This is a genomic window from Yaniella halotolerans DSM 15476 (genome assembly GCF_000420805.1).
In the GTDB taxonomy this organism is placed as follows: Bacteria; Actinomycetota; Actinomycetes; order Actinomycetales; family Micrococcaceae; genus Yaniella; species Yaniella halotolerans.
Window position 1 is genome coordinate 107411 of record NZ_ATVQ01000003.1, and the last position, 13536, is coordinate 120946.

Sequence of the window (13536 nt, forward strand, 5' to 3'; positions counted from 1 at the left end):
CTGCGGGTACAGTCAATGTGCAAAACTATTCTGGTATGCAGAAACCACAGTTTTTTCGTGATCCACCCCGATATCCGGTGGAGTCAGTTGACCACGCATTGGCGCTGATGGAGATGGTCCGAGATTTTGGCCGTGTCCGAGTCAGCGTGGCTGCTGAGCTGCTTGGGATTTCGGTTTCTACGGCACACCGTTTGATGGCGATGTTGGTGTATCGCGGTTATGCCGAGCAGGATGCATCGCGCCGGTACGTTCCAGGTCCTGCCATGGGGCTCACACCAGCTGGGTTGTCGTGGAGTGCAGAACTGCGACATCGAGCCCGGACCCATATGGAGCAGCTGACACAGCAGGTTGGTGAGACTTCGAACCTGGTGATATTGGCTGGTGACGCCGTGCGGTTTCTTGCCTCGGTTGAGCATAAGCATGCCTCGCAGCTCGACGTTGCTGCAGACGCAATGCCGGGTCAGCTCGATATTGTGGGGGATCGTAGGGGAGTGGTGCTACCAGCTGATAAAGCTTCCGGTGGTAAGGCGGTGCTTGCGCAGTTGAGTAAAGAGCAAGTGCAGTCGATCTTTCGGCGTGCTGCAGAACTCCGAGGCGCCCCCGTTGACACGTCGAGATTAGACAGTCTCATTAACGAGTTGGCGATCATACGAGCAAGAGGGTTTGCCATTAACTTCGAGGCCACAGAAGTCGGAGTCAGCGCCGTTGCGGTTGCCATACACGATGGTCAAGGTGCACCAATCGCGGGCTTGAGCGTTTCGATTCCACAGGATCGCTTTAGCACCGTCATCGATGCTGGTTTGATCAAACAGCTCACCAATACCAAAGCCCAGCTTGAAACATCCTTGGATGATTTTGTGGTTGTTGAGTAATGTGGTTTCTACTGTGCAGAATCCAGTTTGGTTCCGGTGCATATGGGCTTTGCTGTGTCGATTTGTCTGAATTTTTGTCGCGATGCCGAACGCGGACTATATACCTACCGGTAGAGTGTGGACACGAGATGTTCGCGGACTGGGGGCCTTATGAGATCTGTCGCTTCGCAAGACATTTGGAATCTGGTATATCGAACGGCCAGACGAGCTGGTTTTGTGTCGGCCGTAGCAGAAATTTTTGCTGATTCGACCACGGACGCAGAACTGCGGGGGAAGTCATCAGTAGGATTGGACCACCTGTTCTACTACTTTCAAGCCGCAGCCAAACATCTGATCAATGTGGCACCTTCGATAAGCCAAGCATCAGTGACACCATCGATGATCACTGTGGATGCTGATCACGGTCCGATGCAATTCGCGTACCGACAAGCCGAAGCAGCGTTGCTCGAGGCTGCCCAGACAAGCGGGATTGCTGTATTGCTGATAAAAAATGCTTTTGCTGGCGGAGAGCTTGGGTATTATGCACGCCGTCTAGCCCAAAGGGACATACTGTCGATTTCGATGGCTAATAGCCCAGCTGTCATGAGTGTCGGCGGGAGCTATGACCGTCTGGTGGGGACGAATCCGTTGAGCTACGGCGTACCGCTGGCTGACGACCGGGCGATCGTTATTGATCAAGCCTCATCATCAACGGCCCGAGTAAATTTTCAAAAATATGCAAACCAAGGCCAGCCGATTCACGAGGACTGGGCCCTAGACAAGCATGGCCAACCGACAACCCAGGCTGCTGAGGCATTGGCTGGGACACTGTTGCCCTTCGGCGGGTATAAAGGTGGCAATATAACGTTGTTGGTTGAATTTATTGCGATGCTTGGCGGCGGAGATTCGTCCTATGAAGCGGCCCCGTATATTGACGGGACGCGCCAACAGGGGATCGGCGCAAGCATCATTGCTATTGATACTGGGAAAATGCCCGGGTATACCGCACGCATCGATGAGTTGTTGCACAGTTTCACCCGTGATCATGGTAGTAAGATTCGGGTGACAAAGCTGACTGACGTGCCGCAGTCAGTGGAAGTATCGAGACGTCTGTGGACGCAGCTTGAGCACTACGCCGAAAATGGTTCACTCGATCAGACTGAGTGACCATAAGTTACTCGTAATTGGTCACGCGCTTGGGTCAGGAGACCGAGGTCTCGCTCTGCTGCCCCGGCAGACTGGATCGGATTATCGGCAAATGTGGCAAAGCCACAGTCGGTATTGAGTAGTACTCGGTCATATCCGAAAAACTCGATGGCTTTTTCAGCTCGAGCCATGACATCGTCGACGGTATCGTTGGCCGAGTCTTTCTGATTGAGCACACCAACGCCAACCCGTTGATCGTCACGGATCCCAGCGAGTGCCTCCAATTCAGCAGCTCGCGGGGTACATAGTTCCAGAATGAGGGTACCAACATTAATCGATCTGAATAATGGCACCAGCGGTGCGTATCCGCCGGACAGCGCCGAGGACTCGTCGGTGGTCCAGTTCCCACGACAGACGTGTAGGGCGAGACGGTCTGCGGGGAAGCCTTCGGTGACCTGTTCTAAGAGATATTGTGCGAAGGCTAGCTCTTCGTCTTGGGCTCCTCGTTCGCCCAATGCACCGCACATGAACGTGCGGCCACCCTGGCCTTGTTCCCCGTAAAGCACCTCGGTGAGGACGGGTTCATCAAATTGCACAATGCTTGTGCCTTGAGCAAGGAGGTGTGCAACTTCTTCGCGCAGAATCCGAACGATGTCGGTGGCAAGGGCCTCCCGGTCATCGTAGGCGCGGTCTGAAATGCATTCCATCCACATGGTTCGTGTCAGCAGGTACGGGCCGGGCAGGCTCAATTTGACCGGTTGTCGCGCCACTGACTGTGCGAACTCGACCTCGTGCACGGTGAGGGGGTTGTCTCGTCCCAGGGGACCAAAGACGGCAGGGTGACGGACTTCGCCGGCCGGTACATCAAGAGCCTGCAGTTCTTGATTGAACTGTTCAGGATCATCAACGTAAGGCAAAAGATCAGTGACTGGAATGAGCTGGCAGTTTTGCAGAATGCCACCGACGAATGAGGAGTAGTTGTCGCGGCGCTGTTCACCGTCGGTGACGACATCGATTCCGGCGCGTTCTTGTGCAGCGAGCGCCAGTTGTACGGCATCGTCAGCGTCGGCTTCGAAATCTTCGGCGCTCAGGCGGCCTTCGAGGTGCTGATGCAGTGAAGACAGCAACCACCGTGGACGGGGCCAACTGCCCAGGCTCAGGACGGAGAGGGGGAGTATCGGGGCGGCGCCAGCTGGTTCGGGCAGACTGTTGGGAATGAACGGTTCGACCACCTCTTGGGTGATCGCCATTTGCGGTTTCTTGCGCTTCTTCTTGAGTTTTAGCGGCTGAAGCGCGATATCAGGATCCACATTCGTGGTGCTGACAGCTTGGACCGGCTCGACAACATCTGCTGGTGGTGTGAACGGTCCCTTGCTGACCAAGAAGCGCCATACACCAGGTTCGGTATGCACATTGATGAGTTCGTTTTTGGTCAGGTTGCACCAGGAAGGTAAGTCAACTTCCACCGTGGAATCCCGGGAGATAATTTCTAAGAGTTCCCCGGGAGTCAATGGATCAATGTGTTTACGGATCAAAAGGAGCAGCCCGTTGCCACAATCTAAGTCTCCACCATCAAAACTGTCGTGTGGGGGATAGGGGTGCACGGTGGTTTCAGTCATGGCTGCTCCTTTCGAATCCGGAGGTTTAGTAGGTGACGCTCGGGGTGCCGTCGGCCAAGAACTCAACGAGCTTTGCGCCGCCCACAACGGTTGCGCCCGGGATCAAGTTTTCGGGCTCAATGCCGCGTTTCTTCACACACGGGGCACATACGTAGACCTGGCCACCGGCTTCAACAAAGTTTGAGATCAATTCTCCAAGCGGGGCGAAGCCCTCTTCGTGAATGTCATCCGCATAGCCCTGCTCGGCTAGGCGCACACCTTCGGTGGATAGGAACACCATGGTGTCCTGATCTGAGCCGACTGCAGCGTTTGCTACTACGAAACCCACTGTGGCTTTATCGGTATCGTTTTTGGCGTTCGTGATCGAGACACAGAATTTTCCAGTTGCCGACATATGGTCTTACTCCTTGGCTTGGATGAAATACTCGGGGTGATCTTGGTATAACAGCGGATTGCTGGTCAGTCGACACCATGCTGGAATGTCCTCGGGTGCACCGGCATCGGTGGCGGTCAGTTGAATAACCTCACCGGGTGCAAGTTCATCGCGCAGTTTCAATTTGAGTTTGACGACGAGTTCACCACAGCCCATATCTCCGGCATTCCAGGCAATATCAGGTTGCGGTTTCACGCTGTGTGGCTCCTTTATGGTGATGTGCAGACTGATGCTCCACGCCGAATCTACGATACTGCAGCAGCAAGTGTGCCCCAAGCTTTCAATGACTCACCTGCAGGTAAAGTCCTCAAGCGCAGCGTGAACATCGGTGCGGATCAACTGTCAGAGGTAGACGCCTACAAACCATTCCGGACAAGATGAAGTAGATCGCCGTTCGCCGCTGCCGCTGGGAGGATGAAACATGCTGGACATCGTGATGATCAGCATCGTCATCCTGTTGCTGTTTAACCTGGTGATGGCACTGATTGTCGTCGGACGCCGCACCAACGGTAACGGTTGGCTGCTCGGGCTGTTACTCACCGGCACTACCGGAGCTGCGTTGGCTGCGGTTATGGCAGCCTTGTTTGCCGAAGAACTTTCACGGTTTACCGATTTGAGCCTCGTCCTCATGGGGCTGGCCGCCCTGCCGGTGGTCATGCGGGTCATGCTGATCCGCCGGGCCGATGCTGCACCAAGGGGTGCCTGTGATGAGTGATCTTGTGGTTGCAGTGTTATTGCTGGCGGGAGGATTCTTCTTCACCGCCGGAACCGTGGGGATCATTCGATTTCCCGATCTTCGCAGTCAGCTACACGCACTGACAAAGGCAGACAACTTAGGTCTCGGTCTCATGTTTGCCGGTGTTGCGGTCCATTTGGGCAGCTGGTCCACGGCGTTGATTCTCTTACTCATCTGGTTGCTAGCGCTGATCGCTGCTTCCGTTTCTGCGCGAGTGCTGGCCGGAACTGAACCCGCCTCTGCTGATCAAACGGGGGAGGACTCATGGCGCAGGTGACACCGGTAGATTTTGCGTTGAGTGCGGTCGTGCTCGTAGGCGTCGCCCTCACGGTATTCATGCGTTCCCGCAAGGGAGAGGTTATGGCGTTCCTAGGGCTCGGCGTGGTGTTGAGCCTGGTCTGGTTTCGGCTCACTAGCCTTGACATCGGACTGGCGGAAGCCGCACTCGGCAGCGGTATCCTCAGCGCCGTGCTCGTCGTCCTCGCGGCATCAACCAACAGCCAAGCCGCAGAAACGCGCCAGCAGGCGATGCAGTTCAAGGCTGCCCCGCGTTGGCTTACCGGACTCTTAGGCGGGATTTGTGGTGTGGTGATAACCACGGTGGTCGCCGGAATCTGGTGGCGCACTGAACACGTTTTGCCTCAGTGGGAAACAGCGCTGGACCCGGCAATGAGACAGCTGCCAGTCGACCACGGAATTACCGGTGTGTTGCTGGCATTCCGTGCCTATGACACCTTGCTGGAGTCCGCCGTCCTCATGTTTGCGGCCCTGCTAGCACTGACGCTCATGCCTGACAACTCGTTGCGATCGGCTACCCGGTCCAGAGCCAACCTACTCCATCAGGCCCAAGCTGCCAGCTTTAGTTGGGTCTTTCGGCTCATGACCCCGCTACTGTTCCTGGTCGGCCTGTGGTTGCTGTTTGCAGGGACCACCGAAGCCGGCGGAGCGTTTCAATCGGGTGCTGTCATCGCCGGCATGCTGATCTTGTTGCACCTTGCCGGCGTGCAACTCGACCACTTCATCCGTTACTGGCTTACTCCGCTGGCAATCGCGGGCGTTAGCGTCTTTGTGCTCGCCGGCTTGCTGGGCCCGTTAAGCGGCGAAGCCTGGTTCACTTGGCCGTCTGCTTTCGCTTACGGCGCCATCCTGAGCGTGGAAATCACGCTCACCGCCGGTATCGCTGCAGCCCTCTTTATGCTTTACCTCGCCATGCTGCCCCCATTGGGCAATGTGCTCGACAACCCAGGGGAGCCAGTGCATCAGGAGGCGAAGCCATGACAACTGCCACCTGGTATCTCTTGCTTGGCGTCATCGTGGTGACCATCGGAGCCCTGAGGCTGCTCACGGTGCAAGATCTCGTCGCGCGACTGATCGCACTGAATATCACCGGTGCGGGCTCGTTGATGGTGTTGGTATCGTTGGCTGCCCGCTCTGAACCAATCGACCCTGTCTTATCAGCCTTGGTTATCACCGGACTGGTCATCACCGCCGCGTTTACGGCGACGGCCGCAGTACTCATCCGCCGCATTGAAGACACCCCCGATCTTGAAGACGGGGAGGCCTCTTCATGACACTTGCCGAATTCAGCACAGGCGCCCTGGTGCTAACGCCACTGTTGAGCGCAGCAGTCATGGCCCTTTGCACCCATGTGCTCCGCCGCCTCCTTGGTGTAGTTGTTGCAGTGCTCATCGTGGGGTTTACCGTACCGGTGGTCATACACCTCGGATCCGGTGAGGTTGTTGAAGTTGACCTGGGCGCCTACGGGGCTCCGCTGGGAATCGTGTTGCGAGCAGACGGACTTTCGGTGCTTTTTATCGCCATGACTAGCCTGGTCGGCCTGGGGATCACCGCTTTCGCAGCTGCCACCCCTGAAGCCACCGGGGAGCGCATCCAAGCCAATGGACAAAGCAAGACCGAACATGCGGGTTTCTGGCCGCTATGGTTTGGTTGCTGGGCAGGCCTCAATGCTGTCTTTGTTTCCGGAGACCTCTTCAACACCTACGTTGGATTAGAACTCGTAGGGCTGACAGCAGTCGGATTGGTCGCCCTGGGTGGTCAAAAGTCTTGGCCGGCAGCCCTACGCTATCTCTTTATCGCCGTGCTGGGCTCCTTGCTGTTCCTAGTCGCCGTCGGTTTGTTGGTTTCCGTCACAGGCACCTTGGACATCAACCAGGCGGCCCAACAGCTCACCGATAACCCGGAAGCCGCTGGTGTTGCCACAGTGGCGATGGTGCTTCTCAGCATCGGGCTAGCCATGAAAGTTGCCCTGGTCCCAATGCACCAGTGGTTAGTGCCGGCACACTCCGGAGCACCATCTGCGGTATCTCCAATCCTTTCTGCACTGGTTATCAAAGGTGCCTTGTTCGTATTCCTCCGTAGTTGGCTCTACGTTGCTGCACCGGCCTACTCCCCGGCGTTGACCGAAACTTCGGGGGAAGCGCCCTTGAATGTCGCTGAGGCGCTAAGCATCGTCGCCTGGGTCTTTGCGCTGCTCGGTCTCATCGCGCTGATCGTCGGAGCGATCATGGCACTACGCCAGACCCGACTGAAACCTCTGATCGCTTATTCCACTGTGGCACAGGCCGGGTACTGGTTCCTGCTGTTGCCAGTGGTCTTCATGCCAACATCTGCGTCACTGGGCGATCCGGGCGTTACCACCTTCGATGCGTCCGAAGTCATTGCCGGCGCGCTCGCAGGCACGGTGGGTTTGATTCTAGGACATGGCCTTGCCAAATCTGCCCTTTTCTTGACGGCCGGGTATTTCAAAGAACTGTACGGCACAGAAAAAATTGCCGCGCTCAGCGGCGAGGCACGTTCCCACCCGATGATGGTCATGACCATGGGATTGACCGCCATCGGCCTGGCGGGACTGCCATTCTCACTGTCGTTCACGGGGAAATGGCAGCTCACCAGCGCAAGCTTGGCGGGTGGTCACTACTGGATCCTGCCGGTGATCATCGTGGCCACGCTCCTATCAGCCGCGTACCTGTTGCGCGCATTTGGGCCGTTGATGATGGATAATGACCAGGAGAACGCAGCGCACCCCGAACTACACCGCAACTCCATGCCAGTCGTCGCCCAGGTGGCACCATTTACCCTAGGCGTCTTGACCCTCCTCACCGGGTTCATGGGGACACCCATCTTTGACCTCCTAGAAGTGGGGGCGCCATGGAGCTGACAAACCTGCACTACGTGATCCCGCTGCTGATGGTGTTGTTGTCCTTATCGGCAGCCATCATGATCTTCCCGATGCGCGAGGGCCAGACCAAACTCCGTGCCATCGTGAACCTGACCATCGCTACCGTCAAAGTCGCCCTGATCGTCTCACTCTTTCCCGTGGTGTTGGGCGAGGGTCTGCACCCCGAGTTCTCGATGTCCTTTGTGCCGGGCATCGACCTCGTGCTGCGGGTCGACGAACTAGCACTGTTGTTTTCTACCCTGTCGTCGTCACTGTGGCTGCTCACCACCATCTATGCCATCGGGTATCTGCACGGAAAACCTCACCAGTCCAGATTCTTTGGGTTCTTTAGCCTGTGTGTCACCGCCAGTGTGGGGATCTCACTGTCGGGCAACCTGGTGACGTTCTTGCTGTTTTACGAGATGCTCACCTTGGTCACCTACCCGCTCGTGGCCCACTGGGGCACCCCAGCAGCTGTTCGAGCCGCCCGCATTTACCTGCGGTACACCCTGACCGGTGGACTCGTCCTCCTCATTGGCGTGGTTTGGTTGACCATCTATACCGGTGATGTGGACTTCCAGTCGGGCGGGGCCGAGGGTGTCACCGAACTTGCGGAGTACTCACCGACCATCGCCATCATCATCTTCATCCTGCTCATCGGTGGCCTGGGCGTAAAGTCTGCGCTGGTCCCGCTACATGGCTGGTTGCCGTTGGCCATGGTCGCACCGGCACCGGTTTCCGCACTGCTGCATGCCGTAGCGGTAGTCAAAGCCGGGGTCTTCGGCATTGTGCGTGTGGTTGATGACGTCTACGGCATCCAGGTGGCCAGCGAACTCGGTCTCCTCACGCCGCTGCTGGTGATAGCCAGTCTGACGATTATTTACGGTTCGTATCAAGCCCTTCGTCAGTTGGACTTGAAAAAACGACTGGCCTATTCCACGGTCTCGCAGGTTTCGTACGTGGTCCTTGGTTTGACCATGGCCACAGTGGCAGGAACCACCGGGGGAGTGGTCCATCTGGTGCACCAGGGCATCATGAAAATCACCTTGTTCTTCTGTGCTGGGCTCTTTCAAGAAACCACAGGCGTCACCAACATTCGGGATATGCGCGGTATTGGCTATCGTATGCCGTTGACTTCGTTGGCCTTCACCATCGGCGCACTGGGCATGATCGGTATACCACCCACCGCGGGCTTTATTTCCAAATGGCAACTGGGCATCGGCGCATTGGACTCTGACAACACCTGGGTGATCACGATCCTGCTGGCGTCATCACTCATGAACTCGATGTACTTCTTACCCATCATCTACCGGATGTGGTTCTTCTACCCGCAGATCGCCGATGCTCGGGCCGTGGCCGAACCCAAAATGATGCTGTGGCCAGCCCTGGTTACCGCCGGTCTCGTCGTGGGCATCGGTGCCGGAGCCTCCATCGCCTATGCGCCGCTAGAAATTGCCGAACAAATAAGCGAAGGGGTGTTTTCCGATGTTGATAGCCCTTAGCTTGCTCCTACCCGCGCTCATCGCGGCCCTCATCCCATTGGCGGGAGTGGCTCGCCCAGCCGTACGTGACACCGCACGCCGCGTTCTTGCGATCGGGGCGCCCGCGGCCATCCTCCCGTCCATCGCAGCCGCCATCGCTGGACCGGGCACTGAACTCGACGTACCATGGCTGCTCTTCGGGGTCACGTTCGCGGTCGATACCATCTCTCGTGGACTGCTCCTGATCGGTGCATTACTCTACGGTGCAGCTCTGATGTCCATCTCATGGGCCAAACTGCGCAACACTGAAAAAGCCTTCGGCACGCTCTCAGCATTTTTACTAGCCAGCTATACCGGCAACATCGGTGTCTATCTGGCCGCCGATACAATTAGTTTCTACCTGTCATTTGCCGTCATGAGCTTCTCTGCGGTCGGACTAATCGTGCACTATCGTGCGCCCGAATCGTATCGAGCCACCGCAATCTATCTGATCATGACGGTCATTTCAGAAACCGCACTGCTGGCCGGGCTCCTACTCACCGCTCACATCGGCGGTAATATCCTTTCTGACGCTCCCGAAGCAGTGCTCGCTTCTGAACGCACCGGTCTCATTTTGACCCTGCTGCTCATCGCATTCGGAGTGAAAGCGGGGACGGCACCGCTGCACGTGTGGCTACCACTGGCCCATCCTGCAGCCCCACCGGCCGCTTCAGCGGTGCTATCCGGTGCCATGGTAAAGGCCGGCATGGTGGGTTTCCTCCGGTTCTTCCCGCTTCAGACTGACAACTCCGCTGCGGGAGATACCGCCGCGACCCTAGAGATTTTCGGTTGGGTCCTCATGATCCTGTCGCTGTTGGGAGCCTTCGCCGCCGCACTGATCGGTGTGGCACAGACCGACGGAAAAGTCGTATTAGCCTACTCGACCATTTCGCAGATGGGCTTCATCGGTGCGCTCATCGCCGCCGGACTGCTGGACCGCACCCTAGCCGAAGACACCGTGGATGCCGCCGTGCTGTATGCCGTTCACCATGGACTTGCCAAGGGAGCACTGTTCCTTGGGGTCCCGGTCATCAAACACTATGGACGCGGCCTGTCCGGGATTGTGGTGACCATCGGTATGGTTGGCGCTGGTTTTGCGGTTGCCGGTGCCCCAATCACTTCCGGAGGCATCGGCAAATATGTTTCCAAAGATGCCGTCGAAGGACTCAAGATTGCTGGCGTAGGACTCGAATACATTCTGCCGCTGGTTGCTACCGGCTCAATTGTTTTACTGTTGCGATTTTTATGGGTCGTGCTTACCGAACAACGCGATCCACAGCGGAGCCTCGACGGCGAGCTGTTGGCCTGGTTGGGAGTCTGCATCGCCGGCATCGTGGTGCCCTGGATGATTGGGGCTCAATGGTCGCCGCTGAGCCTGCCAGAGTGGGCCGATCCACAAACCCTGTGGGATTCCACCTGGCCCATCGGCCTGGGATTGGCCCTAGGTGGCATCTTCTGGTGGCTAAGCAAACGTGGTTGGCTCCCACGGCGCGAGCGTGACCAGCCCGCTATTCCCGCAGGGGACTTAGTGGCGGCAGAGGAATCCTGGGCCAGGATTCTTCAAGATCGAGGCGGTGCCGCATTAGATTCTGTGCACAACTACACCGGAAAAGCCCGAGGGGGCGCCGCGACCTTGATGGCAAACATCACCGAATCCACCAATGCTTCGATCGAAAAAACCGAAGACAACGTCCGCCAGTGGCCACGTTTTGGCACCGGCATCATGCTCCTGCTGACGCTGATCCTGGTTTTGAGTCTCTGGATCGGAGGAACAGGCTAATGCGCTGGATACTTGGTGCCCTGTTACGAATCATCGTGTTCTCCGGCATTTGGATCGGCCTCGCCGGCATGTCAGCAGACACCCTGGTCTATGGGATCGTTTCCATTCTTGCTGTGACCGCTTTGAGCCTAGCTTTGTTGCCACCGGGGCACCTACAACCCAAACGATGGCCATCACGAATCTGGGGAACACTTGTGCTCGCCGTCTGGTTTTTGCAACAGTCCATCCGTGGTGGTTTTGATGTTGCCCGCCGTGCGCTCACGCGGAACGTAGATATCGAACCTGAAGTCGTCGAGGTGCCGGTAGAACTCCCTTCCGGACCGGGACGAGAAGTCTGCTATCTGTTGATGAATCTGCTGCCCGGCTCTATGATCCAACGCGTCAGAACCACCGACCAGCACACCATCGCCGAGGTGCACACTCTATCGATGGATCTCAAACCAGAAGATCAGTGGCAGCGACTCCAAGATCGTGTCCAACAGGCCTTCCAAATCGACTGGATCGATCACGACGGCTAGTTGCGCTGTAGCGTGTACTCTTGTGGGGGTTCTGAGTCGACGGGCAGCATGACTTCAGCTTCGTCTGCGGCGACATCAGGTTCGGTGACCGCTAGAACGTTTGTGCGAACCTGAGCCCATCCCTCGGGCAGCTCATCGATGTGCGTCCCATCCGGAATAAGAAACGCTTCAACCGGCGTATCTACTTGCACCACCATGGGGTCGAGCTCGTCGGGGCCCTTACATGCGGTGGTGGGCTCGTCGGTTTCCGTATCCACGGCAATGAAGCACAGCCCCTGCGCTACGGTTTCCTCATGATCGGTGCGGGCCATATAGAACTCGGTTGAGCCGTGTACACCGAGGTACCGAAAATAGTGATCCTCCGTATCCTCGAGCGCAGGTTCATCTAGCTCGACATCCGGGATATCGTTCTCGCTGGGTTCACCGGCGAACATATAATACTGCGCCGTCACGCTCTGCGCGACCGCGTCATCGGTACCCGATCCACAGGCGGTCAACGCGAGCGCACCCGCGCACATCCCGATCGCGATATGGGCGCGTGGCAGTCGTATAGCTGTGGTGAGTGTGAGTGACATGCAACTCACCGTATCAATCGTGGCATGGAAAAAAGCGGGATGACTACAATGACCGGTATGAGCCACCCACATCATGCACACGACCCAGGTATCGCCGATCTCCTTGGCCATCCCTGGACCCAGGGGATTATCACAGGCGTGCTCACGCTCATTCCCGCTCGAAATTACCCGCGGTGGCTGCGTCGGAGTCTTGTTTGGGGCCCGCTGGCCTCAGCCAGCATCGCCAGTGCATACTTCGGTGCAAAGCCCCAGGTCATGCAACAGTTGGTGCGCAAGCATGTTGCAGAAGACGACTCTGATGACTCCGATGCATTAGAAAACGGCAAATATGCTGGGGAACAGAAAACCAGTGGTGGGGTTCGTGGTGCCACGCGAATGCTGATCCCAGGCGTTGCGATAGGGGCAGTGTTCTCCGGGTCCATCGCAGTTGCACTGTGGGCCGATGAGAAAATGGATCGTGCCCTGCGCCGAGCCGGAGTCCGGGCCCCACGGTTGGTCATGGGCGTAGTTGCTGGAGCCCTAACGTGGTGGAGCGTTACCACAGAGCAGCGGGATCGAGAGTCATCGACACATGACTGAGCACGTGCCACCATGGTTTGGTGCCACAGCTCGCGGGATTGCGGCTTTTCCCATACTCATGAGCACATACGTGCTGCTCTATAGCATCTGATGGCCCTTTGCCCGGGGAACAGCTGGGACTGCAGCACTTGCAGTCGCGACAACCTACGCCGTGGTTGTCGGAATTCGTGGGATGCACCAAATGCGTCATGCTGCGCAGTTCAAAGCCGAGCCCACCGTTGAAGACGAACGCATTAGTCGGTCGATGGGCATACTCAACAGCGTGGCCCACCCGATCTGGATGGTTGGAGCGCTGAATGCGTTACCTGGGCCTGGAATCTATTTGGGGGAGAGCCTCACATTTGCGGCAACGGTCGTCTTCAGTGTTCGAGAGGCTACCCGAAACGAAAAAGAGGTGGTGGCATCAGACAGCCCCAACACTATTGAAGTGGGTGATGAACGATCCAACCCTGGTCTGATGCAGTCAGATCTGCCACCATGAAACTATGTGGCGGAGAATAGTTTTTGGTCTGACAATTCTGCTAGCGCTAACAGCGATTACGTTGGGCATAATAGGCGTCATGACATCCCATGACGAAGCCTATAATCTCGCTCCCCTGGC

At 57.1% G+C, this 13536-nt stretch carries 16 protein-coding genes; 12 read left to right on the forward strand and 4 right to left on the reverse strand.

From position 1 onward, the window contains the following. Positions 1–35 precede the first annotated feature (35 nt). Together G583_RS0110345 and G583_RS15570 are read left to right on the forward strand one after the other, a co-directional pair. A complete protein-coding gene (locus G583_RS0110345; protein ID WP_022871106.1) occupies positions 36–872 on the forward strand; it encodes an IclR family transcriptional regulator in 837 nt (278 codons plus the stop codon). 150 nt (positions 873–1022) lie between these two features. After that, the gene (locus tag G583_RS15570; protein ID WP_022871107.1) at positions 1023–2018 is read left to right on the forward strand and encodes an Ldh family oxidoreductase; all 996 of its coding nucleotides are present in this window, start codon (positions 1023–1025) and stop codon (positions 2016–2018) included. Here G583_RS15570 and G583_RS0110355 read toward each other — a convergent pair. From G583_RS0110355 to G583_RS0110365, 3 genes are read right to left on the reverse strand one after another with little or no spacing between them, the layout of a single operon-like run. After that, positions 2006–3616 carry a sulfurtransferase TusA family protein gene (locus tag G583_RS0110355; RefSeq protein ID WP_022871108.1) on the reverse strand — a complete coding sequence of 537 codons (1611 nt, stop codon included), beginning with the start codon at positions 3614–3616 and terminating at the stop codon, positions 2006–2008. The two genes, G583_RS15570 and G583_RS0110355, sit on opposite strands and share 13 nt — an antisense overlap. 25 nt (positions 3617–3641) lie before the next feature. After that, positions 3642–4010 carry a DsrE family protein gene (locus tag G583_RS0110360; RefSeq protein ID WP_022871109.1) on the reverse strand — a complete coding sequence of 123 codons (369 nt, stop codon included), beginning with the start codon at positions 4008–4010 and terminating at the stop codon, positions 3642–3644. A gap of 6 nt (positions 4011–4016) precedes the next feature. Continuing rightward, entirely contained in the window at positions 4017–4244 is a 228-nt protein-coding gene (locus tag G583_RS0110365; RefSeq protein ID WP_022871110.1) for a sulfurtransferase TusA family protein, read from the reverse strand. Positions 4245–4470: 226 nt separating this feature from the next. Here G583_RS0110365 and G583_RS16745 point away from each other — a divergent pair, with 226 nt between their 5' ends. The 8 genes from G583_RS16745 to G583_RS0110400 are packed head-to-tail and all read left to right on the forward strand — an operon-like array spanning position 4471 to position 11781. After that, positions 4471–4764 carry a hypothetical protein gene (locus tag G583_RS16745; protein ID WP_022871111.1) on the forward strand — a complete coding sequence of 98 codons (294 nt, stop codon included), beginning with the start codon at positions 4471–4473 and terminating at the stop codon, positions 4762–4764. Further along, positions 4757–5062: a cation:proton antiporter gene (locus G583_RS15575; RefSeq protein WP_245540619.1), complete on the forward strand. Its 306-nt coding sequence runs from the start codon at positions 4757–4759 to the stop codon at positions 5060–5062. The genes G583_RS16745 and G583_RS15575 overlap by 8 nt, the downstream gene beginning before the upstream one ends. Then, positions 5050–6063, forward strand: a complete 1014-nt coding sequence (locus G583_RS0110375) for an MnhB domain-containing protein (protein ID WP_022871112.1) — start codon at positions 5050–5052, stop codon at positions 6061–6063. The genes G583_RS15575 and G583_RS0110375 overlap by 13 nt, the downstream gene beginning before the upstream one ends. Beyond that, a complete protein-coding gene (locus G583_RS15580) occupies positions 6060–6356 on the forward strand; it encodes an NADH-quinone oxidoreductase subunit K (RefSeq protein WP_022871113.1) in 297 nt (98 codons plus the stop codon). Before G583_RS0110375 ends, G583_RS15580 begins: the two co-directional genes overlap by 4 nt. Beyond that, entirely contained in the window at positions 6353–7963 is a 1611-nt protein-coding gene (locus tag G583_RS0110385) for a complex I subunit 5 family protein (RefSeq protein WP_022871114.1), read from the forward strand. Before G583_RS15580 ends, G583_RS0110385 begins: the two co-directional genes overlap by 4 nt. Then, entirely contained in the window at positions 7954–9465 is a 1512-nt protein-coding gene (locus G583_RS0110390; protein ID WP_022871115.1) for a proton-conducting transporter transmembrane domain-containing protein, read from the forward strand. The genes G583_RS0110385 and G583_RS0110390 overlap by 10 nt, the downstream gene beginning before the upstream one ends. Then, positions 9449–11263, forward strand: coding sequence for a proton-conducting transporter transmembrane domain-containing protein (locus G583_RS15585; RefSeq protein WP_040895588.1), 1815 nt, complete (start codon positions 9449–9451; stop codon positions 11261–11263). The genes G583_RS0110390 and G583_RS15585 overlap by 17 nt, the downstream gene beginning before the upstream one ends. Then, positions 11263–11781, forward strand: coding sequence for a Na+/H+ antiporter subunit E (locus tag G583_RS0110400; RefSeq protein WP_029629486.1), 519 nt, complete (start codon positions 11263–11265; stop codon positions 11779–11781). Before G583_RS15585 ends, G583_RS0110400 begins: the two co-directional genes overlap by 1 nt. Here G583_RS0110400 and G583_RS0110405 read toward each other — a convergent pair. Then, positions 11778–12356, reverse strand: coding sequence for a hypothetical protein (locus G583_RS0110405; RefSeq protein ID WP_022871118.1), 579 nt, complete (start codon positions 12354–12356; stop codon positions 11778–11780). The two genes, G583_RS0110400 and G583_RS0110405, sit on opposite strands and share 4 nt — an antisense overlap. A 57-nt stretch (positions 12357–12413) precedes the next feature. Here G583_RS0110405 and G583_RS0110410 point away from each other — a divergent pair, with 57 nt between their 5' ends. Together G583_RS0110410 and G583_RS0110415 are read left to right on the forward strand one after the other, a co-directional pair. Next, on the forward strand, positions 12414–12935 hold the full coding sequence (locus tag G583_RS0110410; RefSeq protein WP_156832101.1) for a hypothetical protein: 522 nt from the start codon (positions 12414–12416) through the stop codon (positions 12933–12935). Positions 12936–13107: 172 nt separating this feature from the next. Then, positions 13108–13416 (forward strand): hypothetical protein, encoded by a 309-nt coding sequence (locus G583_RS0110415; RefSeq protein WP_022871120.1) that lies wholly within the window; start codon positions 13108–13110, stop codon positions 13414–13416. The last annotated feature ends 120 nt before the right edge of the window (positions 13417–13536 follow it).

Excerpts from the sequence above, each read along its gene's own strand:
- G583_RS0110355 (WP_022871108.1), bottom strand. The coding sequence starts at position 3,616 with ATGACTGAAACCACCGTGCACCCCTATCCCCCACACGACAGTTTTGAT.
- G583_RS0110405 (WP_022871118.1), bottom strand. The coding sequence starts at position 12,356 with ATGTCACTCACACTCACCACAGCTATACGACTGCCACGCGCCCATATC.
- G583_RS0110400 (WP_029629486.1), top strand. The coding sequence starts at position 11,263 with ATGCGCTGGATACTTGGTGCCCTGTTACGAATCATCGTGTTCTCCGGC.
- G583_RS0110360 (WP_022871109.1), bottom strand. The coding sequence starts at position 4,010 with ATGTCGGCAACTGGAAAATTCTGTGTCTCGATCACGAACGCCAAAAAC.
- G583_RS0110345 (WP_022871106.1), top strand. The coding sequence starts at position 36 with ATGCAGAAACCACAGTTTTTTCGTGATCCACCCCGATATCCGGTGGAG.
- G583_RS16745 (WP_022871111.1), top strand. The coding sequence starts at position 4,471 with ATGCTGGACATCGTGATGATCAGCATCGTCATCCTGTTGCTGTTTAAC.
- G583_RS15580 (WP_022871113.1), top strand. The coding sequence starts at position 6,060 with ATGACAACTGCCACCTGGTATCTCTTGCTTGGCGTCATCGTGGTGACC.
- G583_RS15570 (WP_022871107.1), top strand. The coding sequence starts at position 1,023 with ATGAGATCTGTCGCTTCGCAAGACATTTGGAATCTGGTATATCGAACG.
- G583_RS15575 (WP_245540619.1), top strand. The coding sequence starts at position 4,757 with ATGAGTGATCTTGTGGTTGCAGTGTTATTGCTGGCGGGAGGATTCTTC.
- G583_RS0110415 (WP_022871120.1), top strand. The coding sequence starts at position 13,108 with ATGCACCAAATGCGTCATGCTGCGCAGTTCAAAGCCGAGCCCACCGTT.
- G583_RS0110375 (WP_022871112.1), top strand. The coding sequence starts at position 5,050 with ATGGCGCAGGTGACACCGGTAGATTTTGCGTTGAGTGCGGTCGTGCTC.
- G583_RS0110390 (WP_022871115.1), top strand. The coding sequence starts at position 7,954 with ATGGAGCTGACAAACCTGCACTACGTGATCCCGCTGCTGATGGTGTTG.
- G583_RS0110385 (WP_022871114.1), top strand. The coding sequence starts at position 6,353 with ATGACACTTGCCGAATTCAGCACAGGCGCCCTGGTGCTAACGCCACTG.
- G583_RS0110410 (WP_156832101.1), top strand. The coding sequence starts at position 12,414 with ATGAGCCACCCACATCATGCACACGACCCAGGTATCGCCGATCTCCTT.
- G583_RS15585 (WP_040895588.1), top strand. The coding sequence starts at position 9,449 with ATGTTGATAGCCCTTAGCTTGCTCCTACCCGCGCTCATCGCGGCCCTC.